A 23,511-nucleotide genomic window follows, 5' to 3' on the forward strand; every position below is an offset into this window, starting at 1 on the left:
GATAATCATATCATATCATTATAACTAATCACATACCTATTTATTACTATTTTCTTAAATAAGTTTATATAAAAGATTTAATACTTAAATTATTTATAAAACAAAAAAACTGCTTAAGAAAAGATTGGTATTTCCTCTCTTCTCTAAAAGCAGTTATATATTAATTCATGAGATAATAATAACTATAATAATGAAGCAGCTGCCTCATCAACTATTAATACAACATTATTATGCATTTGTAACATAGTTGCAGGAATTTCAGTTGTTATTTTTCCACTCATCATGGCTTTAACAACCTCAGCTTTTCCTTCTCCACTAGCTATAACCATGATTTTCTTAGCTTTCATTATTCCACCAAGACCCATTGTTACAGCTTTTCTTGGAACATCCTCTATTGATTCAAAGAATCTAGCATTAGCCTCTATAGTTGATTCTTTAAGATCTGTTAAGTGAGTGCCTACACTTAATACTTCACCAGGTTCATTAAATCCAATATGCCCATTAGCTCCTAATCCTAATAATTGAAGGTCTATTCCTCCCATATTTTCAATTCTAGCATCATATGATTTACATTCTTCTTCTATGTTTTTAGCTAATCCGTTAGGAACAAAAGTTTTACTCTTATCTATGTTTATATGATTAAATAAGTTTGTGTTCATGAAGTATCTATAACTTTGATCATGCTCCCCTGATAATCCAACATACTCATCTAAGTTTATGCTTGTAACTTTTGAAAAATCTAATTCTCCATCATTGTACATTTTAATTAAGTTTTTATACATTCCTATTGGAGTACCACCAGTAGCTAATCCTAAAATTATTTCTGGATTTGATTTTATACTATCAGCCATCTCATTTGCTGCAACTTTACTCATTTCATCATAAGTTTTAGTAACCATTAATCTCATTTCAATTTCCCCTCTCTTTTAGAAATATTAATTTCTAAGATATATTTATCTGATCTATAAATTGCGTCTTCAACATAAATTATTTTCCCATCAGAATCTAATGCTGTATTATGACTTTTTAAAAGTGGAACTTGTTTATCTACATTAAACAATCTCTTTAATTCATCATCCATTATTACTGCCGCTAAAGATGATTCAGTACTTTCTACTACATAACCTTTATCTTCTAGTAATTTAAATAAAGATCCTTCTAAATCAATCTGATTTACAAAGCCACAATATTCACATGGAATATACACAACTTCATTTGCAACAGCCTCCTCATCAACTATTCTTAATCTATTTATCTTATAGATTTTTTCACTTTCAAAGGTATCAGCTAATTCTTCTGGAGTGTTAATAATTTCGAATTCTATAACTCTTGTTATTAACTTTCTACCTGCTTTTTTTATAATGTCTGAGAAACTCATCATATCTTCTTGTTTTACTTTAGGTTCACATACGAAAGTTCCCTTTCCTTTTTCTCTAACAAGAAGTCCTTCTTGTACTAACTCTCCTAAAGCCTGTCTGACAGTCATTCTGCTTACTCCATAAGTTTCTGTTAACTCTCTTTCGCTTGCTATACACTGCCCTACTTGCCAAATACCTTCTGATATTTTTTCTTTTATCATCTCTTTAAGTTGGTAATAAACAGGTATTGGACTATTTTTATCTATCATGATTTCTCCTCCTAATTGCATTATACTAAAATGGTTTTTACTTGTCTAGACCACTATACATTCTTTTCAATAATTTCATATTTAGTCTATGTTCTATTCTATCATTTATTATTAATTTTTTTCCACTTTTATCAAAAATATTGAATATTAATTCTTTTTTTATCTAATACTAATAGAAAAAAGCTAGGAGGGATTCTATTGAATATTAAATACAAGTTTATTAGTAATAATATTATTTCAGAAAACCCACTTCATTCTTCAACAACAGTATTAAGCAATTTATCTTCATTTATGAACAATCATAACCAAAGCACCCTAGATAATTTAATATTTAATGATCATTTATATGATAACCAAATAAAATAATTGCACAAAATTTAATTTATTGATTTAAATCACATATTTTGTACATATTTTTTAATTACAATATGAATATAGAAATGAATTTAATAATTTATGAAGATTATTTACATAGGAGATGATATAAATGGTTAAAGTTTATTCAACAAACTCTTGTCCATGGTGCGTAAAAGCAAAACAATACTTAAAATCAAAAAATGTTGAATTTGAAGATTTAAATGTCCAAACAGATATGGAAGCTAGAGAAGATATGCTTAAGAAAAGCAAACAAATGGGAGTTCCTGTTTTAGATATAAATGGAACTATAATAATAGGTTTTGATAAAAATGCCATAGATACAGCATTAAATGAATAATAAAAAAGAGAGATGATTTTCATCTCTCTTTTTTATTATTTAAAATACCCTTTTCTAAAACTAGCATTATTCTTAGTCATAACCAACCATAAAACGGGCGGCTTGCATTAAAGCTATAAGCATTTATTAAGCACCCGCATAGCAAGTAGTTTTATTTATGCTAAAAATAAAAAAACTCCATGAAAGTTTTATACTTTTAATGGAGTTTTATGTTTATGTATTAAATTATTACTATCTTATTGTAATTACTGTAGCCTTAGGTCTAGACATAGCCTCTATTGAATATCTTATACCCTGAGTTCCCATACCTGAAGCTTTAACTCCTAAGAATGGGAAATGGTCTGGACCCCTCTCTGTCTTATTATTAACGTGAACTGTCCCAACTTCTAGTTTATCTGCAATATAGAATGCTTCATTTATATCATTGGTAAATACTGAAGACTGTAATCCATATTTTGAAGCATTAGCTATTTTTATAGCTTCATCTTTGCTTTCAACTCTTATTATAGGTAATACTGGTCCAAATGGTTCTTCCCATGCTAATCTCATATCTGTAGTAACATTATCAAATAATGTTGGTTCTACTAAATTACCATTTCTTCCACCACCACAGATAAGTTTAGCTCCTTTTTCTTTTGCATCTTCTATAAGTCCCATAACAAAATCAGCTGACTTATTATCTATAAGAGGAACTATTGTAGCATCTTCTATTTCTAATGGATTACCCATTTTTAATTTACTTATTTTTTCTTTTAGCTTTTCAACTAATTTATCTGCAATAGAATTCATAACTAAAATTCTCTTAACAGCTGTACATCTTTGTCCTGAATATGAATATCCACCTGCAATTATATTGCTTACAGTTAAATCTAAATCAGCATCTTCTAAAACTATGGCAGCATCTTTTCCACCTAGTTCCATAAGTAATGGTTTCATCACTGTTATCTGTGATATTCTTTGACCAACCTCTGTACTTCCTGTGAAATTTATAAAATCAATTTTCTTATGAGTTACACAATAATCTCCAATTTCGCTTCCTCTACCAGTAATAGTATTTAAAACTCCACCTGGAAGACCTGCTTCATGGAATATTTTAGCTAAGTATAAAGCTGATAAACTTCCTTGAGTAGCTGGTTTTAATACAACACTATTACCTGCAACCAAAGCAGGTGCTATTTTAGAAGCTGAAAGATTAACAGGATAGTTAAATGGTGATATAGCTAAAACCACACCTAATGGCTCTCTTGTTACAACTGATATCTTACTTCTATTAAATCCTGGGAAATTATCTGATGGAATGCTTTCTCCATCCATACTCTTAGCCGCATCTGCTGTAAATCTTATATAATCGGCAGTTCTTGTAACTTCTGATAATGCACTTTTTCTATCTTTAGCTACTTCTCTTATCATTATTTCTGCTAATTCATCCTTATGTTCCTCTAACAAATCAGCAGTTTTATAAAGAAGTTGTGCCCTCTCATTTAGAGGAACCTTATTCCAATCTTTTTGAGCCTTCTCAGCATTATTTATTATAATATCAACATCTTCTTGTGAAAGGCTTTGAATTCTTCCAACTAAACTTCCATCTATTGGTGATTTTATATCTATAAATTTATCTGCTTCATTTTTATAGAAGTTTCCATCCATAAAATTATAAAAAACATTCGCTTTTATATTCATATTAACACCTTCTTATTTAATCTTTTCTATAGCAGAATCAATTTTTTGCTTATCAAAGCCAACGATAACTTCTTCACCAATAACTGCCACTGGAACTGATCTTTGTCCTGAAACCTCTAAAACTTCATTTCTATCTTCTTTTCCATCAGCCACTGTTATTGTTTCATATTGAACACCTAATTTTTCTAAATATTTTTTTAATTTATTACAAGGTCCACACCATTCTACTGAATATACTTTTACCATAATTATCTCTCCTTTATATCTGCAATATATTTTTCTGCACTTAAGGCTGCTATTGTTCCATCTGATACGGCAGTTGTTATTTGTCTAAACATTTTTTCTCTCACATCTCCTGCCACATACACACCCTTAATATTGGTTCTCATATTTTCATCTGCTACTATATATCCGTTATCTTTAATATTTATAAATTCCTTAAACATAGCTGTTTTTGGTTCTGTTCCTATATATCCAAAAACACCACTTAAATCAATTTCTTTTTCTTCACCTGTTTTTGTATTTTTTATTTTGGCAGCTTTAACAAAATCTCCACCAATAACATCAATTAAATCCCAGTTGTACATTATTTCAATGTTTTCTTTTTTTAAAGCAGCTTCCAATGTTTTTGCTTCTGCTTTAAAATAATCATATCTTCTTATAAGAATTACTTTTTTAGCAATATTAGATAGATATAAAGCTTCCTCTAAAGCTGCATTTCCTCCACCTACTACTCCAACAATTTCATCCTGATAAACAGCACCATCACATACTGCACAATAATGAATGCCTTTACCTAAATATTTTTTTTCACTTGGAATAGGTAATTTTTTTGGTGTGGCACCTGTAGCTATAATTACAACCTTTGGTTTATATATATAATCTGAAGTTTCAACTATTTTTTCATCATCTTTTAAATTTAAACTTTCTATAAAATCAAATTCATCTATTATTGCACCACAATCCTCAGCTTGTTCTTGTATTTTATCTGCTAGGTCATTTCCTGTTATCTCTTTAAAGCCAGGATAGTTCTCAACAGTATATGTTGATCTTACTTGACCTCCAATTATATTATCTTCTAAAACTAAAGTACTTAAATTTGCTCTCGAAGCGTATATTGCTGCTGTTAATCCAGCAGGGCCAGCTCCAATTACTATAACATCAATCTCTTTAAATTCTTTTCCCATACTAACACATCCTTATATGCAGTTAATTTTATTATTTCTACCATATAATCATATTATTCATTATACCCCCTAAGGGTACATCTTTTTTTATAATTATAACTCTTATTTAATTACTTTTCAATAATAATTGTTATTATTTATTTTAGAGGATTAAATTTTATATTAATTTTACCAAAAAAGTCCTAGTGTATTATGTGATTTAAACTACACTAAGACTCAATTTATTTAATATAAGCTATTTTCTTTTTCTATTAACTTTAATCTTCTTCTTGGATTTAAAAAGAGTATTTATTCCGTTTATAATTCTTTTTTCAACATATATAAATAATGCTATAGCTCCTATTAAAAGAAATATAAATGAATTTCCCCATTTATCTATATTTAATGATATAGATATAAATAAAACTCCAAGCAAAGCTATTGGCGAAGCTAAGCTTTTACTAGTGTCAGTTTTATCTTTCTCTGTCATGCTTAATAATGCAGCCTCTTCAATTTTAAACTTAGACAATACATCCTTTTTCCAAACAAAAAAAGACACCCCAAAAGATATTATTCCTAGAATAATACATAAAACTTGCATATAAACTCCTCTCCTTAATAATATAAATTACTCATTTTAATATATATTTACATAAAAATAAGGCTATATATACCACCATATACAACCTTATTACCCATTATATTTAAACAATTTTCTTGAATTTTACAATATTATCTTCTAAAAATACATCAACTTCGCTTCCCTTTAGTATATTACCACTTAGTAATTCCTCACTTAATTTATCTTCTATATACTTAGTAATAACTCTTCTTAGTGGTCTTGCTCCATATTTTAATTCAGTTCCTTTTTTAACTAAAAATTCTTTACACTCATCACTGAAGTGAAGTGAAAGTTCTAATGCATTTAATCTATCTTTTAAAGAACCTATCATTAAATCAACTATTTTTATAAGATGTTCTTTCTCTAAACTATGAAAAACTACAATATCATCTAATCTATTAATAAATTCTGGCTTAAAACTATTTTTTAATTCTTCTAACATTAAAGCTTTCATACTTTCATAATTTCTTTCTTTGTCTTCAATAGCACTAAATCCAACAGCATTTTTCTTATCTAATTTGTCAGCTCCAATATTAGATGTCATTATTATTATGGTATTTTTAAAATCAACGGTTCTTCCTTTACCATCAGTTAAAACACCATCTTCCAATATTTGAAGTAATATATTGAATATATCTGGATGAGCCTTCTCAATTTCATCAAAAAGTATTACTGAATAAGGGTTTCTTCTAACTTTTTCTGTTAATTGTCCTCCTTCTTCATATCCAATATATCCAGGAGGAGCCCCTATAAGCCTTGCTACACCATGCTTTTCCATATACTCTGACATATCTAATCTTATAAATTTATTTTCATCCCCAAACATAGCTTCAGCCAAAGCTTTACAAAGTTCTGTTTTTCCCACTCCTGTTGGTCCTAAAAAAGCAAATGAACCAATAGGTCTTTTCGGATCTTTAAGTCCAACTCTAGATCTTCTAACAGCTTTTGATATTGTTTTTATAGCTTCAAGCTGACCTATTACTCTTTCACTTAATTTACTTTCAAGTTTCAGTAATCTTAATGATTCTTTCTCCGTTAAACTTTCAACTGGAATCTGAGTCCACTTTGAAACAACTTTTGCAATATGCTCCTTATCAACTATATAAACCTTTGAGGAATTTTCATTTCTCCAAATTTCTCTTTCATATTCTAATTCTTCTTTTAATAGAATTTCATCATCTCTAAGTTTTGCAGCTAATTCAAAATCCTGATTTTTTATAGACTCTTCTTTTTCTCTTTTTACTTCTAATATTTCTTCTTCTTTTTCAACCAAATAATTCGGTGTAATCATTTTTTCTATTCTAACCTTAGCTGATGCCTCGTCTATTAAATCTATAGCTTTATCTGGTAAATATCTATCTGTTATATATCTATGTGATAAATTAACAGACGCCTCTATAGCTTCATCGGTTAATTTGACATTATGATGCTTTTCATACTTTTCTTTTATTCCATTTAATATTAAAATAGCATCTTCTTTACTTGGTTCATTAACAACAATAGGTTGGAATCTTCTCTCTAAAGCAGAATCTTTTTCTATATTTTTTCTATATTCATCAGTTGTTGTTGCCCCAATACATTGAATCTCGCCTCTTGCTAAGGCTGGTTTTAAAATATTAGAGGCATCTATAGCCCCCTCTGCACCACCTGCTCCAACAATATTATGCATTTCATCTATGAAAAGTATTATGTCATCAGACTCTTTAACCTCATTTAAAACCTTCTTTAAACGTTCCTCAAACTCACCTCTATACTTTGCACCAGCAAGCATAGCTGTAATATCTAAAGTGTATAGTATTTTATCCTTTAATATATCTGGAACTTCGCCTAATACTATTTTTTGTGCTAATCCTTCAACAACGGCTGTTTTTCCAACACCAGGTTCTCCAATTAAACAAGGATTATTTTTCATTCTTCTACATAAAATTTCTAAAAGCCTTTGAGTTTCATCTTCTCTTCCTATTACAGGATCTAAACCTTCTTTTTCAGCCTTTTCTATTAAGTTAATACCATAAGTATTTAATGTTGGAGTATCTTTTCTTTTTGGTTTTTCTTTTTCTTTAATATTCTTACTATCCCTACTTGGTATTTTACTTAATATAATATTTAACTTTTCACTTATACCTTTAGTTTCACCTTTTAATATTTTATTTAGTATTAAGTTTGCTACTCCGTCATTTTCTTTTATTAATGCCCATAATATATGTTCTGGTCTAACAATACTATGACCTAGATCCTTAGCTAAATCTAAACTTTTATCTAGAACCTTTTTACATCTAGGAGTAAAAGGTACCTCGTCTAAACTATAATTAACTTCTCCAATTCCAACATATAGTTTAATAAAACTCAGTACCTTTTCCTCAGTTACATTATTTTCTTCCAAAATCCTAGAACATTGTCCAGCTTCATTAATTAATCCAATTAATAAATGTTCTGTTCCCATATACCCATGCTTTAGTATTAAAGAACTTTCTTTCCCCTTATTAATTACTATTTTGGAATTTTCATTTAAATTATCAAGACGCATAATTTACCTCCCAATACCCTATTTATGTGTTCAAAGCATTTCTAATAATTTTAGCCCTCTCTAGTTTTATATTTTGTATATTTAACTTAGTTTTTAAAGTTTTGTTTATTATACTTGGTTGTATATTTATCATAGCTTCATTTACTGCCTTTAAACTAATATCATTGATAATACCTAACTCAATACCAAGCCTTACATAAGATAATAGTTTTAGCCCCTCACTTATATCTATGATATATGCATTTTTCAATGTTCCTAAAGCCCTATATATAGTGTCTTTAAGTTCAACCTCTCCTTCATCTAAAAGCTTATCTCGTTCTCTTTTCTCATTTATAACAAGTTTATTTGCTATAGATAGTAATGAATCTAGTATATCTTCCTCTGATAACCCAATTGTTTTGACATTGGAAATGTTATATATATTTCCAATATCTCTACTACCTAGTCTGTACATACTTCTTATGTTTATTCCAAATTCTGATAAATTTTCTTTTATATCTCTCATACTTCCACTTAGATTTAAAGCTGGTAAATGTAAAATAACTTTTCCAATTAATGCAGTCCCTAAATTTTTAATATTAGAAGTTAAATATCCAAATTCATCATCAAAAGAATATTCAAATTTTCCATCTAACAAATCATCTAATTCATTTACTACTTTAAATGCACCTCTTAAATCTAAGCCACTCTTTGTAGATTCTATCCCAATATGCTCTTCTTCATTCAATAATATATTAAATTCTTCATTTTTACTCATAATTAATGCTGTATTATCACTACTTAAGAAGTCCTTAGATATTCCAAAACTCTCTTTTTCATAATCCACTAATTCATAATCACACTTTATATTTACTCTATATATATTTTCCGAAATACTACTTTCATCTAATACTCTTAGAACTTTATTTATTATTTCCTTACATTCCTCTTCTTTTAAAAGAGATGCAAATTTAAATCCCTTTATATTTCTAAAAATCTTAACTTTTGATGCAATAATAATATCTCTATTATTTTGAGGATTAACCCATTTTACCATTCTTACTATCCTCCTAAATATTTTTTTTCATATTATCTATTTTTTCTTTAGTAAGAATAGCTTTATCATATTCCTCATTTAATATATTCATTTTAAGTTGTTCTTCTAATTGTAATATTTCTTTTCCTCTAAAATATTTTTCCAAACTATTTGGTCTTTTTCCAGTGTGTTTTCCATAACCTTTCCATTCTAAATACTCTCTTATTTTAGGTCTAAAATTTTCATAACACCTCTCACATCCAAGAACTTTATTTTCCTCAAAATCAATATACTCTGTACCACAATTTTTACAAGCCTCATAATCAATTTCTAAAAGTTCATCATCTAATATATAATCATTCAAATCTATATTCTCTTTATCAAAATAAGATTTCATTATATCAATAGCACAAGTCTCACAAAGCATTATACTATTCTTATCTCCTGAGCTATTTTGATTTATAAATTGTATTGTTGCCTCATTTTTATTACATATCTCACAAAGCAAAACTCTAAACCCCCATAAAAATTACTTTAACAATACCATAAGCATAGCTTTAAAAATATCTGCCCTTGTTTCATTTATATTCTTAGAATTTTGAAGAGTTCTATCATTTATAGCAATTTTAGTAAGATTAGATGTTTTTTCATCTATAATATTATGTTCAAACAAATTATCTATAATAGCTACTGCATTATGATATGTAATTTTAGAACCTATTTCATCATATATAAGTTCTCTTCTATCAGCATGGACTTCGTGTATTATTTTTTTAATAATAATATATCCACCACCACCTCTTCTACTTTCTATAAGATAGCCTTTTTCATAAGTAAATCTTGTTGTTAATACATAATTTATCTGTGAAGGTGCACAATTAAATTTATCTGCTAACTCATTTCTTCTTATTCTCAAATTTTTATCATCTGTCTTTTCTAAAGAGTCTTTTAAAAAAACTTCTATTGAATCAGATAACTTAGCCATATATATCACTCCTTAAATTTGACCTTTTCTGACCTTTATATACAATCTATATTAATACATTTCACCTACTTATTCAATGTAATAAGGTTATTTCACTAAAATTATTAAAATAAATTATTCTTATATTTTATGGTTTATTTTATACATATGTGTCAATAATATAAATAATTTTATATTGGAGGAAATAAAATGAATATTTATTGGTTTGGACATTCTTGTTTTTTAATAAAAACTAAATTAGGGAAAAGAATTCTCATGGATCCTTTTGATATAGATATTGGATACACTCCTTATAAAAATGATGTAGATATAGTGACCATAAGTCATATGCACTTTGATCACAATTGTACAAATTACATAAACAAAGAAGCAAAAATATTCAAAGACTTAGTTAATTATGAAAATGATTATTGCAAAATAACCTCCTTTCATTCATTTCACGATAATTGTATGGGTCTTAAAAGAGATAAAAACTTTATTTTCAAAATAATATGCGATGGAATCTCACTTTGTCATCTAGGTGATTTAGGTCATACACTCTCTCACAGAGTATTAAGTAAAATTGGTTATGTAGATGTTTTATTTATCCCAGTTGGTGAACAAATAACTTTACCTATAGAAGAAGTTATTAAAGTTATAGATGATATTAATCCTAGAGTTGTTATTCCAATGCATTATAAAACAGAAAAAATTAATTTGCATTTAAATTCATTAGATGGATTTCTTATGAAAATAAGAGGATTTAAGCTTAAGCGCTCTTCTGTATTTTCTTTATATAGCCATAACCTACCTTCCGAAAAAGAGGTGCATATACTAGATATTTCCCATTCAGATTTAATATAAAAAAACTTATTAAGTTTTAAGCTTAATAAGTTTTTCTTTTAGTGCAAAGAATCTAAATTTAATTCTATTAACTTTCCTTTTGTCTTATCTAAATATTCATTTATAACTGGAATAACAACTTCTAAATGTTGAGTGAAATCAACAATTATATCTCCTTTTTCTGCAATTGCTAAAGCTTTTTCAACAGCTTCTTTCTCATCCAATATAGGAAAAATATCAACATCCTTATTTGCACTCTCTTTTATACCCTCTGTCAATAAATTAGTTATTTCTAAAGGATTTCTTCCTCTTCTATCAAAGGTTTCTTTTATAAATATTATATCTGAACTCTTTCCAGCTATTTCTCCAAGTTTTTTTATGTAATCATCCAATCTATCACCTGGAGAAGAAATTATTGATATGATTTTATTCTCTTTTAAAGAACTAGCCAGTAAAAATACCTCTTCAAAAGCCTCTGGATTATGTCCATAATCTAATATAACCTTAAATTCATTTATATCTAATACATTTTGTCTTCCCAAATTTGAATTAATATCACACTCAATATCTTTTAAAGAGTTTATTACTTCCTCTAATTTAGGATGTACAGTAAAAAGGGCTGCTAAAGCAGATAAAATATTGTTTACATTAGTTTTAGATTTACCTTCGTGAGTAAATTTAAAATCACATATATTTAAAATAACCTTTTCACATTCTCCATCAAAAAAAATAACATTACCATTCTCCACATACCAAGCTTCTTTACCATTTTTAATATGCCTTTTTATACATTCATTCTTTTCATTATTAAATAAAACTAAATTATGCTTTGTTTGAAGTATTTTATAAAGTTTATGATCAGCTTTAATAATAACCTTACCATCATCACGTACTTCCCTAGTAGTTACAAGTTTTATATCCATTAAATCATCAAGAGAGTTAATACCTTCTGCCCCAATATGATCTTCACTTAAAGAAGTTATAATGGCAACTTTTGACCCTTTAAATCCTAATCCTTTTCTTAATATCCCTCCTCTAGCGGTTTCTAAAACAGCCATTTCAACCTTAGGATTAGTAAGAACAGTTTTTGCGCTATAAAATCCAGTAGTATCCCCCTTTTTAATTACCTCATCATTGATAATAATAGAACCTGTACTAGCTAATCCTGTATAATAACCAATATTATTTAAGGCCTTATATATTAATCTTGAGGTAGATGTTTTTCCATTAGTTCCGGTAATAGATATTATAGGTATTCTTCCATCTTCCTTTAATGTAAAATCATAATCCCCACTTTCAAATTCCTTTTGATTTATTCTCTTTGAGTTAACTCCATATCCAATAACTACTGAATCCTCATCTACAAAGAAATCAATATCCTTCTTTGAACATTCATGTAAAAGGTTATATTCCCAAAGTTCCCCCCTCTTACTCACAGCTTCTTTCAATAAGTCATCAGCATTAACTCCATCTATCAAGTTCTCAATAATAAATAAAGCAAGTTCCTTATGTAAATAAGTTAACCATGCTTTTCCTCCATATTCATCATATATGACATCTCTAAGTGTTCCTTCTATATTCATTTGTCTACAAATAAACTCATAATCACTTATAAGCCAATAAAGTTTTTTTCTCTCTGCCTCTCCTATATTTATATATATTAGTCGCTCCTCACCTTTAATATTTCTTCCTTCTAGTAATTTTAAATCTATAAGTTTCAAAATATTTCACCCTTCCTACCATTGCTAATATATATTTTCCCATGACTTTCCTTATTTTATTCAATAAATTTCTTATAAATTTATTTTTAGACAAAAAAAAAGAGTAGTCATAAGACTACTCAAAAAAAGACCATCCGAAGATGATCTTAATTAAATATTACTCAGCAACTGGTGATCCTACTGGACAAACATTAGCGCAGTTTCCGCAATCGATGCAAGTATCAGCATCTATAACGAATTGAGTATCTCCTTGTGATATTGCTTCTACAGGACACTCAGCAGCGCATGCTCCACAGCTTACACATGTGTCTAATATTTTGTATGCCATAATAAAACACCTCCTAAAATGTTTAGTATAAAAATACCATATTTATAGTACCATACTTTTATTTATTTTTAAAGTATTTAATATTTTATTTAGATATATTTAAATTATTGTACTCAAAATAATATTAATACTAAATTAAATACATTTATACTATTAAAAATATAAAATTATTTAATTTTCTCTAATTAAATTTTTAATTAAAGCTTTATCACTTTCATCAGTAACCTCAAGTCTTATATTTGTCTCCTCAATTTCTCCTTCATAATTTCCTGAAATCAATTTAACATCATACATCTTAAAATCTTGAATAAACTCTTCATTCTTTCTTGATAATTTAACTCTAACTAATTCTTTTAAAACATTATTAGAAATAACTTCTCCCTTTCCAAGTTCTGTTTCTACAATTGAACCAACTCTTGGAAGTTCCTTTCTTATTTCTTCATATGTTGATTGTTCATAATTTAAACAACACATAAGTCTTCCACAAATTCCTGAAATCTTAGTTGGATTGAGTGATAAGCTCTGTTCCTTAGCCATTTTTATAGAAACAGATGCAAAATCGCCTAGGAAAGTTGAACAACAAAGTGGTCTTCCACATGGGCCAAGTCCACCTATCATCTTAGCTTCATCTCTAACTCCTATTTGTCTAAGTTCTATTCTTGTTTTAAATATTGTTGCTAAATCTTTTACTAATTCTCTAAAATCTACTCTTCCTTCTGCTGTGAAATAAAAAATTACTTTATTATTATCAAAAGTATATTCAACATCTATTAACTTCATAATAAGTTTATGCTCTTCTATTTTCTTTAAGCATATATCAAAAGCTTCTTTTTCCTTAGATTTATTATCTTTATGTTTTTGTATATCCTCTTCAGTGGCCAATCTAAGCACTGATTTTAAAGGTGCAACAATATCTTCTTCCTCAATTTTTCTAATACCTATTACACATTCTCCAAACTCAATGCCTCTCGCAGTTTCAACAATTACATTTTGACCCTTTTTAATCTCTATACCATTAGGTCCAAAGTAATATATCTTACCAGCTTTTTTAAATCTGACCCCAATTACTTCAATCATCTTTATTCCTCCAATATACCAATAAGCATACTATCTAAAGTAAGCCATAAATTAGTATTACTTTTTAAATTATTTCTGGCTTCATTAACTGCTTTAATTATCTTATTTAACTTCTTATAAGATAAATTATTTGCAATTTCTCTAATATCCTCTATCTTATCTCCATTTATAATGGATAAATTATTTTCTATTTCTTTAAATACAATGGAATCTCTTGCAAAAATAGTTATGGTCTCTAATATTTCGCTTTCATTTCCTTTCATACTATAAAACTTATCTGAATATTTTATTGGAACATTAATATTTCCATTTCCAATATCCTTAAGCATTTCTATTACTGTATTTCTTATATCCCTAAAAATTTCATCACTCATGAATTTATCTACTCTACCTGGTATTCCTTCACTAAATGATATGAGTGTTCTATTTAATTTTTCATTAACATTATTATATTTTTCATTAATATAAAGATTAATTTCTTGTCTGTTTAAAGGTGCTAATCTATGTATTTGACATCTAGATCTTATAGTTTCAAGTATTGAATCTATATCTTTACTTAGAATTATTATGAAAATTCCAGTTGGAGGTTCTTCTATTGTTTTTAGCAAGGCATTTTGCGCAGCAATTGTTAATTTTTCTCCGTTATGAATTATAATTACCTTCCTATCACATTCATAAGGTTTCTTATTAGCCTCTGAAATAATACTTCTAACTAAATCAACACCAAAAGAAGCCTTTTCTGATTTATAATGAACAACATCAACATGTTCTTTTTGAGATGGTATTTCTAAAATCTTATAAGCAAATTCATCAGCTAAAAGACTTTTTCCTATTCCATCCTCCCCAATAATTAAATGAGCATGGGAAAGTGCATTTTTGCTTACACTCTTATTAAATCTTTCTCTAACTTTATTGTGACCTATCATTTTTGCACTTTCCTTCCTATCTTAAATCTTCACAAATTTATCTACATCAACAACAAATATTGTAGCTCCACCAATTTGAACTTCCATTGGATATGGAATATAAACTCCTGAAGGCTCTGAAACACTTGTAGGTGCACTAACAACACCTTTTCTTGTTTCACATACCTCTTTTATTATATCTATTACATAATCAACCTTTTCCTTTTGTACTCCCGCTAAAAGTGTAGTATTTCCTGATTTTAAAAATCCACCAGTAGTAGCTAATTTTGTTACACTATACCCTTTTTCATTCAAAGCATCTACTAAATCTAAAGCATCATCATCTTGAACTATAGAAATTACTAATTTCACAATTACCCCTCCTTACTCTTTACCCTAATTTCAAAAATATATTTTAGATAATTATATCATTATTTATCACTCTAAACCAAACCTTATGAAATGTTTCTTGATATAACTTATGGAATTAACTTTTTATTTAAAACTATCTCATATTTTTTATTGTTGAAACAACTTCATCTATACATTCTTTTAAATCATAGTTATTATAAAATTTTTTAATATTATTAGCCTCTAAATTTTTTTCACTAAAATCTTCACTGTCAGCTAAAAATCTTCTACACATTTCACTATAATTAGGAATCTTCTGCCCTCTTTCCCTAGCTAAAGCCCTCTCAAGTCTAACTCCATCATCTATATTTATGTATATAGGAACTAACTTTTCATCACCAAAATATTTTCTAAAGTCAGAATAAGCTTCTAATGTAACAATAACTATATAATTATTATTGTCTAAGTCTATCTGTCCATCATCTATTGTTGAATAATACCATTTCCCATGAACAGTATTATAAACTCTACACTCGATTATTTTTCCACATTTATGGAAATAATCGAGTTTTTCCTTATCTATAAAGAAATATTCCACTCCATCAGTTTCATTATTCCTTTTTGGTCTAGTTGTATATGTAACTATAGTTTTAAGATTTAATCCTTCTATATTATTTATTTCTTTTAAAATAGTATCCTTTCCAGAACCACTCTTTCCCATTATGCAAAATATCTTACCCATAATTACTCCAATCTATATAAAACATTATTTTTCCTAAAGTATATAAAAAATTATATTACTATTTTTCTCTTAAGTTCTTTTAAATTAAGTAGGTCTAAAGAAAATCTAAAATCATCATTAGCTTAAAACAGACCTTAATTTAAATAAATCTCTGTATAACAAGGATATTATATCAAATTTGCTTAACATCCCATATATTTAATGACAAAATCCAACTAGAAAACTAGTTGGATTCCCACATTTTCAAAATATTATTTAACAACTTTTATCTTTCCATCTTTTAATCCTATTATATCAACACCATTTTTCATATATTCTTTAATAAGACTTATATGCTTTTCTTCAATAATCTCTCCCATAATAAGCATAGGCACTCCAGGTGGATATGGAACTACACTTTCAGAAACTATTTTTCCTTTAGATTCTTCAAAATTAATTCTTTCATATTCACAATCCAAAACTTCAAAGGGCTCTAAACCCTTTTTAGGTATTTCAGTAAGATAAAAGTCAACTTCCTCATCTCTTAAAACTTCTATATTACACTCTTGTAATGCCTTAGCTAAAATTTTAAAATCATCTTCTGTATTAAATGGTGATGGAATTAAAACTACATTCTTATTATCACTCATTTCGCATTGAACTTTCTTTTCTCTTAAATACTCTAAAAGCTTGTTTCCATTTAAACCTTCTTCTAAATTAATAACAATTCTACTTTTATCTATCTTAACATCATTAATTTCAATGTTTTTTTCTAATCCATCTAAAAGTAATCCTTCATCTAAAATAGTAAAATAATCCAATTTTTCCACTTCATTCTTAAAACCTTTTATTATTTTATCTAACCTTTCATAAGCCTCTTCTCCATAAAGCTCTAAAAAGTTTCTTGAATAATCAAGACTCATCATAAAAATATAAGAAGGACTTGTACTCATAAATATATTTTTATAAAACTCAACTTCTTCAATAAATTTCTCATTATTTAAATGAAGCCAAGCAGTCTGTGTTAAACTTGGTAAAGTTTTATGTGCACTCATTACTACTATATCAGCCTTTAGTTCTTGTACACTTTTAGGAAGATATTTACTAAAGCCAAAATGTGCACCATGTGCCGAATCTATTCCAACTTTAAGATTTGATTCTCTTGCAATCTTAACTGTTTCCTCAATATTTATTCCAACACCATAATAATTTGGATATGTTAATATAATTCCTTTTAAATCATCATTATTTTCAATTTGTTTTTTTAAATGATTTAAATCTATTCCAATTGGTGCTTTTAATTTTGAATGAAATATATTATTTATAAAAACTGGCTTAAGTTTTCTCATTATTATTCCATTCATTATACTTTTATGACAATTTCTTTCTACTAAGATTTTGTCTCCCTCTTTAAATAAAGAAAAAATCATTATTAAATTACCACATGTACTTCCATTAACTAAGAAATAACTTTTTTTACTTTTATATAACTTAGAAAGCTTATCTTCAGCATCTTTTATTATTCCTTCAGGATGTTGAAGATTATCTAATCCATCAACCTCTGTTAAATCACCATTTATAAGTATATCTTTTATACTCTCAAATCCTCTTCCCATTTTATGTCCTGGCATTGAAAAAGGAACTATTTCTTCATTTAAGTACTTAACTATCCCATTTATCATTGGAATATTATTCAAACTTATCCCCCCTAAATTTATCCTAATTTTTTCTTATAAATCTCTTCTTTTAGTCTATTCTTATAGAATTCATAAAAGTCACTATTTATATCACAATCTATGGCTTTTTTCTCACACTCAGTACAAATTAATTTACCACATATCATTATACCACAGCCTTCTTTTCCACAAATTATACAAACTGACTTACTCATAGATAACACTCCTTATAATTCTTGTTTTCTATATTTCTTTCCAAATAGTAGCTTTCTATACATACTATGCTGTAAAAATATTAAAGTAAATAAAAAATAAATATTTTTCTTATTGTAGCACAAACTAAACATATAAAAATTTAGGAGGTTTTTTCAATGAGACAAGAAGTTATTTCTTATTTATCTACAGAAAAAGAAAACTTATATAACCTATGCAAGTTTCTCCATGATAACCCTGAAGAAAGTTACAAAGAATATGATGCTTGCAAATATATAAGTAATTTTCTAAGAGAAAGAGATTTTGAAGTTCAAGAAAAATTCTTAGACTTAGATACTGCTTTCTATGCAGAAAAAGGAACCGGTTACCCTAAAATATGTTTTTTATGTGAATATGATGCTATAAAATCTAAAGGTGGACATATAACAGGTCATAATCTTCTTACCACTATATCTGTTACCAGTGCATTAGGATTAGGTAAAGTTATAGAAAAATCTGGTGGTACTGTAGTTTTAATAGGGTGTCCTGGAGAATACTTAGGTGGAACAAAATCTACTTTTGTTAGACAAGGTGTATTTGATGATATAGATGCTGTCTTAGTAGCCCACCCTGACTTAGTTACATCAGAAAGTGGAACATCCAAAGCAATTATTCCATTAAAAGTTTCTTTTAAAGGAAAAGATGGATTAAGCTTTTTAGATTTTGATAATTTCACCTCATTAGATGGAATAATGCTAACTTTCAACATAATAAATACTCTATCAAAAGGTCTTTGCAATAAAGCTAGTATAAACTCAATACTTTCTCAAGGAGGAGTAACTCCACTACTAAGACCTACAGAATCAGAAGGAAAGTTATATATAAGAGCCAAAAATACAGAGATAGCAAAATGTTTAGAAAATAAAATTAGAAATATAGTTTGTTGCGTGGCAGATTCAATGAATTTAGATAGTAAGATTTGTTTATATGAACCACCAAGTGAAGAACTTTTATCAAACCAAATTCTAAATAGATTATATTCACATAATCTAAAAGAAAATGGAATCATAAATATAGGAAAACCTCGTGATATAGATGCAGGACTTTCTTTAGGTGCTGTAAGTCATAAGGTACCTTGTATCCATCCTTATATAAACATAATTGATGATTTAAACATAGAATATGGAACAAAAGAATTTGCAGATGCAACAATAAAACCATTTGCCCAAAAACAAGCACTCTCAGCTTCATATTCATTAATATCTACAGCTTTAGATTTAATAGAAAGCAAGTTCCTTCTTTCTGAAATAAAAGAAACTTTTAATCTCTCAAAAGAAGAATTATATAAATAGTTTACCTAATAATTTAGCTTAAAATAATTATAAAGCTAAATTAATTATATATATCTTATAATAAAAATTTATTATATAAAACAAAGGGGCTGTATCAAAATATAATAATAAAACTTATTTTGATACATGCCCTTCTTTTTTGCTAATACGCTAAGTTTTTCTCTAACTTACAAACTAACTCTTTACTTGGTTTGAAATAAAACTTATGATATTTATCATTCTTTTTATATATACAACAATAATGACCAGTTCTGTCTAGTAAACTACAAACATACTTTTTGCAAGAATCAGTTTTAAACACTCTTGCTTTCTTAGAATCCTCTTTACCTAAATAAACTATATTATTTAATTTAGCATTTTCTAAAATTTCCTGTTCATTACCTTTCATTTTATGGATCATTAATTGATTAGCTACAATTGAATACTTATAGCTTGTCTTACATTTTCTATATTCTCTAAAGAAGATTACTAATGTTAATATCACAAATATTGGATCAGTTATAACCTCTGCATTAAATGAATCAAACTTAATATTTCCAATTAAGTTTGATAGACTAATAGTTAAACTCATACAAATTATGCTTACAACTATAGCTATGTCTCTTCTTTTTGTTACTACTTCCTTGTGCATAGTGCCCATTTTAAAAATCCCCCGACTTTTATATTACAAACAAAACACATTATACTAAGTTTCATAAATTAAATCTACTAGATTCAAATCAAAATTTTATTCTTAATTCTCCATAATACAAGTTTATACGAAACATATTACTCCTATCTCTCTTTTTCTACAAGTTACTTAAAAATATATAATTTTTTTATTAAATTAACCTTGATTTTATCCTTAATAACTTGTTTAATTGTAATAGAATAAAAATATAACTTAATACTTTGGGAGGGGTAAAATGATTCAGATATATAAATCTTTAAGCGAAAATGATGGTTCTTTAAAGAAAATTGACTCCCTTGAACCAGGTTGTTGGGTTAATATAATAGCACCTTCACAAGAAGAACTTCTTCTCATATCAAAGAAAACAGGAGTACCAATAGATTTTCTAAAAGCTCCATTAGATGATGAAGAAACATCTCGTATTGATATAGAAGGTGATGTCATATTAATTATAGTCGATATTCCTTTTACAGAAATGGAGGACAACTCTTTAACATATGATACTTATCCACTAGCAATAATTCATACTAAAAATGAACTTATTACTGTATGTTTAAAAAATAGTAAGGTATTAACTGATTTCTCCTCAAATAGAATCCGTAATTTCTATTCATTTAAGAAATCAAGATTCATTCTACAAATTCTAAATAGAGTTTCTACATATTATCTTTTATATTTAAGACAAATAGATAAAAAAAGTGTTATGATAGAAAAACGACTTCATAAATCTATGAAAAACAGAGAATTAGTTCAATTACACTCTTTAAGCAAATCACTGGTTTATTTCTCAACATCATTAAAATCAAATGAAATAACCTTAGAAAAAATGCTTAAATTAGACGTTATTCAAAGATATGAAGAGGATAAAGATATATTAGAGGATGTTATCATAGAAAATAAACAAGCCATAGAAATGACTGATATATATAGTAATATTTTAGGTAGTACAATGGATTTCTTTGCATCAGTAATTTCAAACAACTTAAATATAGTTATGAAAGTATTAGCTTCAGTTACAATACTAATGTCTACACTTACAGTAATATCTGGTATATATGGAATGAACTTTACACATATGCCATTACTTACTCATCCATATGGATTTTATATAATAATGTTTATATCAATACTTTTATGTGGATTAATTGCATTCATATTATATAGAAAAGATATGTTCTAAATAAAACTAAACATATATTAAATAGTATTAATTTAAAAATATAAAATCATATAATAAAAAGAACTAATGAGAGCGTATAAGCTCTCTATTTTTTTAGGAGGATTTTATGAAAATTAAAAAATTAAAGTTAGGAGATACAATAGGTATAATAGCTCCAGCAAGTGGAGACAAAAATGAAGTAATTGATTATAACATATCATCATTTAAAAACTTAGGTTTCAAAGTAAAAGAAGGAAAATATATTAGAAATAAACAAGATTACCTTTCAGCTTCTGATAAAGAGCGTGCAGAAGACTTTATGAACATGATTAAAGATAAAGATGTAAAAGCTATATTTGCTTATAGAGGTGGTTATGGCTCAATAAGAATTATACCTTACCTAGATTTTAATACAATAAAAAAGAATCCCAAGATATTATGTGGATATAGTGATTTAACAATACTCTTAAATCATATAACCCAAAAAACAGGAATACCTACATTTCATGGACCTATGATAAATTCTAAAATATCATCAGATAAAATAACTAAAGAAAGTCTTCTATCAATGCTAACAAAAGAAAATAATTCTATAAATATTCAAACTAAAAATTTAAAAATAATAAATCCACTTCATTTCAAAGGAACACTTTGTGGTGGAAATTTAACAGTATTATGTAGTTCCATTGGAACGCCCTATGAAATAAATACTAGAAATAAAATATTAATGATTGAAGATATAAACGAAGAAAACTATTCTATAGATAGATTATTAACTCAATTAAAGTTTTCTGGCAAACTTAGCTCTTGCAAAGGCTTTTTAATAGGTCATTTTACTCCATATAATCCTAAAACTTTAAATGTAATACTCTCAATACTAAAACCTTATAACAAGCCAATAATATGTGGTATTCCATTTGGACACGATTATCCTAATCTAACCCTTCCATTGGGATCTACAATAAGCTTTAATCCTAATACTGAAGAATTGAAGTTAAAATATTAGGTTCTGTTTTAAGATGGTGTTGATTTTAGCTATCCCATAAGACCTACTTAATTTTAAGTGAAAATCAAAATTTTGAATTTTGTATTTTAAACTTACACCTTCCAATGAATATGAGATTGTACTTTTTATTTAAGTTTGAACATTTTATTTAAGTTTAAACATTTCAGAATAATAGCTAAAGCTAAGAAACTCCCTTTGGTCAAACAACTTCGCTTTTTAACACTATTATTCTTCCATATTCAATGAAACTCTAAACTACTTATTAAGGTGGTCTTAAAGTTCTATCTAAAATCAACACTAGTTTAAAACAGAGCCAAATATTAAAATCTAATTTAATTATGTTTATAAAATATCATCAGAGATTTATTAAATTCATAACAAGCCAATATAAACCTTAAATAAAGAACTAGAGTTAATATCATGAACTTAGAAAATTTTATAATAGAAAACTTAAATAATAGGCTATTATCCATTTATATTAAATAACTTATAAGAAATTTATTTATATTATAATTATTCTTTCCAGTCTATTATACATTTATATTAAATAATTTATTTAAAATACACGTTTGTTAAGAAACTACTTCTTTCTTAATATAAAAATACTACTAGATATAAATTGAAAGATAATCAAGAAACCTCTCAAAAAGTAGAGAAAATATTGTGAAGAACTAGATGTAATTTACAAGTTAATAAATAAATTATCTAATATATACTAATTAATCTATAAGTCATAACTACCCGTAAAACGGGTGGCTTGCACTAAGACTATAAGCCCCCAAAATAAATAGATTTGTTTTTTCATTAAAACTTTCTATTTATTTTTAATTACCTTAAAAAATATATTTTTAAATTTAAAACTATTTTTTAAGATAGAGATTTCTTCTTATTGCTATAAGCATTTATTAGCCACCCACATAACAGGTGTTTTTATTTATACTAAATAAGAAAAAAGTGAATTTATCAAAGACAAATTCACTTAATCCTTAGTGTTTGGAATAAAATTTAGTGTGTATATGTAAATTTTCTACAAAGCAAAAACCTCAGTAGAATTACTGAGGTTTTTCATGGAGGCGCCACCCGGATTTGAACCGGGGAATAAAGGTTTTGCAGACCTCTGCCTTACCACTTGGCTATAGCGCCACACTGGTGGCTCGAGCAGGAATCGAACCAGCGACACGAGGATTTTCAGTC

At 27.3% G+C, this 23,511-nt stretch carries 25 protein-coding genes and 1 tRNA gene; 6 read left to right on the top strand and 20 right to left on the bottom strand.

The genetic code is table 11. The annotated features are described in order from the left end of the window. Nucleotides 1-182: 182 nt before the first annotated feature. Both nagB and Q1K13_RS00430 read right to left on the bottom strand, forming a co-directional pair. Nucleotides 183-908, bottom strand: a complete 726-nt coding sequence (gene nagB, locus Q1K13_RS00425; RefSeq protein WP_300346535.1) for a glucosamine-6-phosphate deaminase — start codon at nt 906-908, stop codon at nt 183-185. Further along, entirely contained in the window at nt 905-1,627 is a 723-nt protein-coding gene (locus Q1K13_RS00430) for a GntR family transcriptional regulator (protein ID WP_300346537.1), read from the bottom strand. The genes nagB and Q1K13_RS00430 overlap by 4 nt, the downstream gene beginning before the upstream one ends. A gap of 198 nt (nt 1,628-1,825) precedes the next feature. Between Q1K13_RS00430 and Q1K13_RS00435 the strand changes: the two genes are divergently transcribed. Together Q1K13_RS00435 and Q1K13_RS00440 are read left to right on the top strand one after the other, a co-directional pair. Then, on the top strand, nt 1,826-1,993 hold the full coding sequence (locus Q1K13_RS00435) for a hypothetical protein (RefSeq protein ID WP_300346539.1): 168 nt from the start codon (nt 1,826-1,828) through the stop codon (nt 1,991-1,993). 121 nt (nt 1,994-2,114) lie between these two features. After that, nucleotides 2,115-2,342 (top strand): glutaredoxin family protein, encoded by a 228-nt coding sequence (locus Q1K13_RS00440; protein WP_300346541.1) that lies wholly within the window; start codon nt 2,115-2,117, stop codon nt 2,340-2,342. A 231-nt stretch (nt 2,343-2,573) separates the two neighbouring features. On the opposite strand, the gene Q1K13_RS00445 is transcribed toward Q1K13_RS00440, so the two are convergent. The 8 genes from Q1K13_RS00445 to Q1K13_RS00480 all read right to left on the bottom strand — a co-directional run bounded on the left by Q1K13_RS00445 (nt 2,574) and on the right by Q1K13_RS00480 (nt 10,337). Further along, nucleotides 2,574-4,022 (bottom strand): NADP-dependent glyceraldehyde-3-phosphate dehydrogenase, encoded by a 1,449-nt coding sequence (locus tag Q1K13_RS00445; protein WP_300346543.1) that lies wholly within the window; start codon nt 4,020-4,022, stop codon nt 2,574-2,576. Between the two features lie 12 nt (nt 4,023-4,034). Next, complete coding sequence (locus tag Q1K13_RS00450; RefSeq protein WP_300346545.1) at nt 4,035-4,268, bottom strand: glutaredoxin family protein; 234 nt, start codon at nt 4,266-4,268, stop codon at nt 4,035-4,037. A 2-nt stretch (nt 4,269-4,270) separates the two neighbouring features. Next, nucleotides 4,271-5,209, bottom strand: coding sequence for a thioredoxin-disulfide reductase (gene trxB, locus Q1K13_RS00455; protein ID WP_300346547.1), 939 nt, complete (start codon nt 5,207-5,209; stop codon nt 4,271-4,273). A 235-nt stretch (nt 5,210-5,444) separates the two neighbouring features. Beyond that, entirely contained in the window at nt 5,445-5,789 is a 345-nt protein-coding gene (locus tag Q1K13_RS00460) for a hypothetical protein (protein WP_300346549.1), read from the bottom strand. A gap of 103 nt (nt 5,790-5,892) precedes the next feature. Then, nucleotides 5,893-8,337: an ATP-dependent Clp protease ATP-binding subunit gene (locus tag Q1K13_RS00465; RefSeq protein ID WP_300346551.1), complete on the bottom strand. Its 2,445-nt coding sequence runs from the start codon at nt 8,335-8,337 to the stop codon at nt 5,893-5,895. A gap of 22 nt (nt 8,338-8,359) precedes the next feature. Beyond that, nucleotides 8,360-9,373: a protein arginine kinase gene (locus Q1K13_RS00470; protein WP_300346553.1), complete on the bottom strand. Its 1,014-nt coding sequence runs from the start codon at nt 9,371-9,373 to the stop codon at nt 8,360-8,362. Between the two features lie 13 nt (nt 9,374-9,386). Then, entirely contained in the window at nt 9,387-9,860 is a 474-nt protein-coding gene (locus tag Q1K13_RS00475) for a hypothetical protein (protein WP_300346555.1), read from the bottom strand. A 21-nt stretch (nt 9,861-9,881) separates the two neighbouring features. Then, nucleotides 9,882-10,337, bottom strand: coding sequence for a CtsR family transcriptional regulator (locus Q1K13_RS00480; protein WP_300346557.1), 456 nt, complete (start codon nt 10,335-10,337; stop codon nt 9,882-9,884). Nucleotides 10,338-10,526: 189 nt separating this feature from the next. Here Q1K13_RS00480 and Q1K13_RS00485 point away from each other — a divergent pair, with 189 nt between their 5' ends. Next, nucleotides 10,527-11,180 (top strand): MBL fold metallo-hydrolase, encoded by a 654-nt coding sequence (locus Q1K13_RS00485; protein WP_300346559.1) that lies wholly within the window; start codon nt 10,527-10,529, stop codon nt 11,178-11,180. Between the two features lie 38 nt (nt 11,181-11,218). Here Q1K13_RS00485 and Q1K13_RS00490 read toward each other — a convergent pair whose 3' ends face one another. The 8 genes from Q1K13_RS00490 to Q1K13_RS00525 form a co-directional block, all read right to left on the bottom strand. Further along, on the bottom strand, nt 11,219-12,880 hold the full coding sequence (locus tag Q1K13_RS00490) for a Mur ligase family protein (RefSeq protein WP_300346561.1): 1,662 nt from the start codon (nt 12,878-12,880) through the stop codon (nt 11,219-11,221). A gap of 157 nt (nt 12,881-13,037) precedes the next feature. Further along, the gene (gene fdxA / locus Q1K13_RS00495; protein WP_300346563.1) at nt 13,038-13,208 is read right to left on the bottom strand and encodes a 4Fe-4S ferredoxin; all 171 of its coding nucleotides are present in this window, start codon (nt 13,206-13,208) and stop codon (nt 13,038-13,040) included. 171 nt (nt 13,209-13,379) lie between these two features. Further along, complete coding sequence (locus tag Q1K13_RS00500) at nt 13,380-14,285, bottom strand: PSP1 domain-containing protein (protein WP_300346566.1); 906 nt, start codon at nt 14,283-14,285, stop codon at nt 13,380-13,382. Between the two features lie 2 nt (nt 14,286-14,287). Next, nucleotides 14,288-15,211 (bottom strand): DNA polymerase III subunit delta', encoded by a 924-nt coding sequence (locus Q1K13_RS00505; protein ID WP_300346568.1) that lies wholly within the window; start codon nt 15,209-15,211, stop codon nt 14,288-14,290. A gap of 21 nt (nt 15,212-15,232) precedes the next feature. After that, nucleotides 15,233-15,562, bottom strand: coding sequence for a cyclic-di-AMP receptor (locus tag Q1K13_RS00510; RefSeq protein WP_300346570.1), 330 nt, complete (start codon nt 15,560-15,562; stop codon nt 15,233-15,235). A gap of 133 nt (nt 15,563-15,695) precedes the next feature. Then, nucleotides 15,696-16,283 carry a guanylate kinase gene (locus tag Q1K13_RS00515; RefSeq protein ID WP_300346572.1) on the bottom strand — a complete coding sequence of 196 codons (588 nt, stop codon included), beginning with the start codon at nt 16,281-16,283 and terminating at the stop codon, nt 15,696-15,698. Nucleotides 16,284-16,534: 251 nt separating this feature from the next. Next, nucleotides 16,535-17,959 carry an aminotransferase class I/II-fold pyridoxal phosphate-dependent enzyme gene (locus Q1K13_RS00520; RefSeq protein WP_300346574.1) on the bottom strand — a complete coding sequence of 475 codons (1,425 nt, stop codon included), beginning with the start codon at nt 17,957-17,959 and terminating at the stop codon, nt 16,535-16,537. Between the two features lie 17 nt (nt 17,960-17,976). Continuing rightward, nucleotides 17,977-18,153, bottom strand: a complete 177-nt coding sequence (locus Q1K13_RS00525) for a sigma factor G inhibitor Gin (protein ID WP_300346578.1) — start codon at nt 18,151-18,153, stop codon at nt 17,977-17,979. A gap of 156 nt (nt 18,154-18,309) precedes the next feature. Between Q1K13_RS00525 and Q1K13_RS00530 the strand changes: the two genes are divergently transcribed. Next, complete coding sequence (locus tag Q1K13_RS00530) at nt 18,310-19,482, top strand: zinc-binding metallopeptidase family protein (protein ID WP_300346580.1); 1,173 nt, start codon at nt 18,310-18,312, stop codon at nt 19,480-19,482. A gap of 142 nt (nt 19,483-19,624) precedes the next feature. On the opposite strand, the gene Q1K13_RS00535 is transcribed toward Q1K13_RS00530, so the two are convergent. Then, nucleotides 19,625-20,122, bottom strand: a complete 498-nt coding sequence (locus tag Q1K13_RS00535; RefSeq protein ID WP_300346581.1) for a hypothetical protein — start codon at nt 20,120-20,122, stop codon at nt 19,625-19,627. Nucleotides 20,123-20,387: 265 nt separating this feature from the next. On the opposite strand from Q1K13_RS00535, the gene Q1K13_RS00540 reads away from it, so the two are divergent. Together Q1K13_RS00540 and Q1K13_RS00545 are read left to right on the top strand one after the other, a co-directional pair. Beyond that, nucleotides 20,388-21,332, top strand: a complete 945-nt coding sequence (locus Q1K13_RS00540) for a magnesium transporter CorA family protein (RefSeq protein ID WP_300346583.1) — start codon at nt 20,388-20,390, stop codon at nt 21,330-21,332. Nucleotides 21,333-21,438: 106 nt separating this feature from the next. Next, nucleotides 21,439-22,317, top strand: coding sequence for a S66 peptidase family protein (locus Q1K13_RS00545; RefSeq protein ID WP_300346584.1), 879 nt, complete (start codon nt 21,439-21,441; stop codon nt 22,315-22,317). A gap of 1,068 nt (nt 22,318-23,385) precedes the next feature. Here the strand turns inward: Q1K13_RS00545 and Q1K13_RS00550 are convergent. Continuing rightward, a tRNA-Cys gene (locus Q1K13_RS00550) sits at nt 23,386-23,460 on the bottom strand. Nucleotides 23,461-23,511 lie beyond the last annotated feature (51 nt).

This window comes from Clostridium sp., assembly GCF_029267215.1.
Taxonomy (GTDB): domain Bacteria; phylum Bacillota; class Clostridia; order Clostridiales; family Clostridiaceae; genus Sarcina.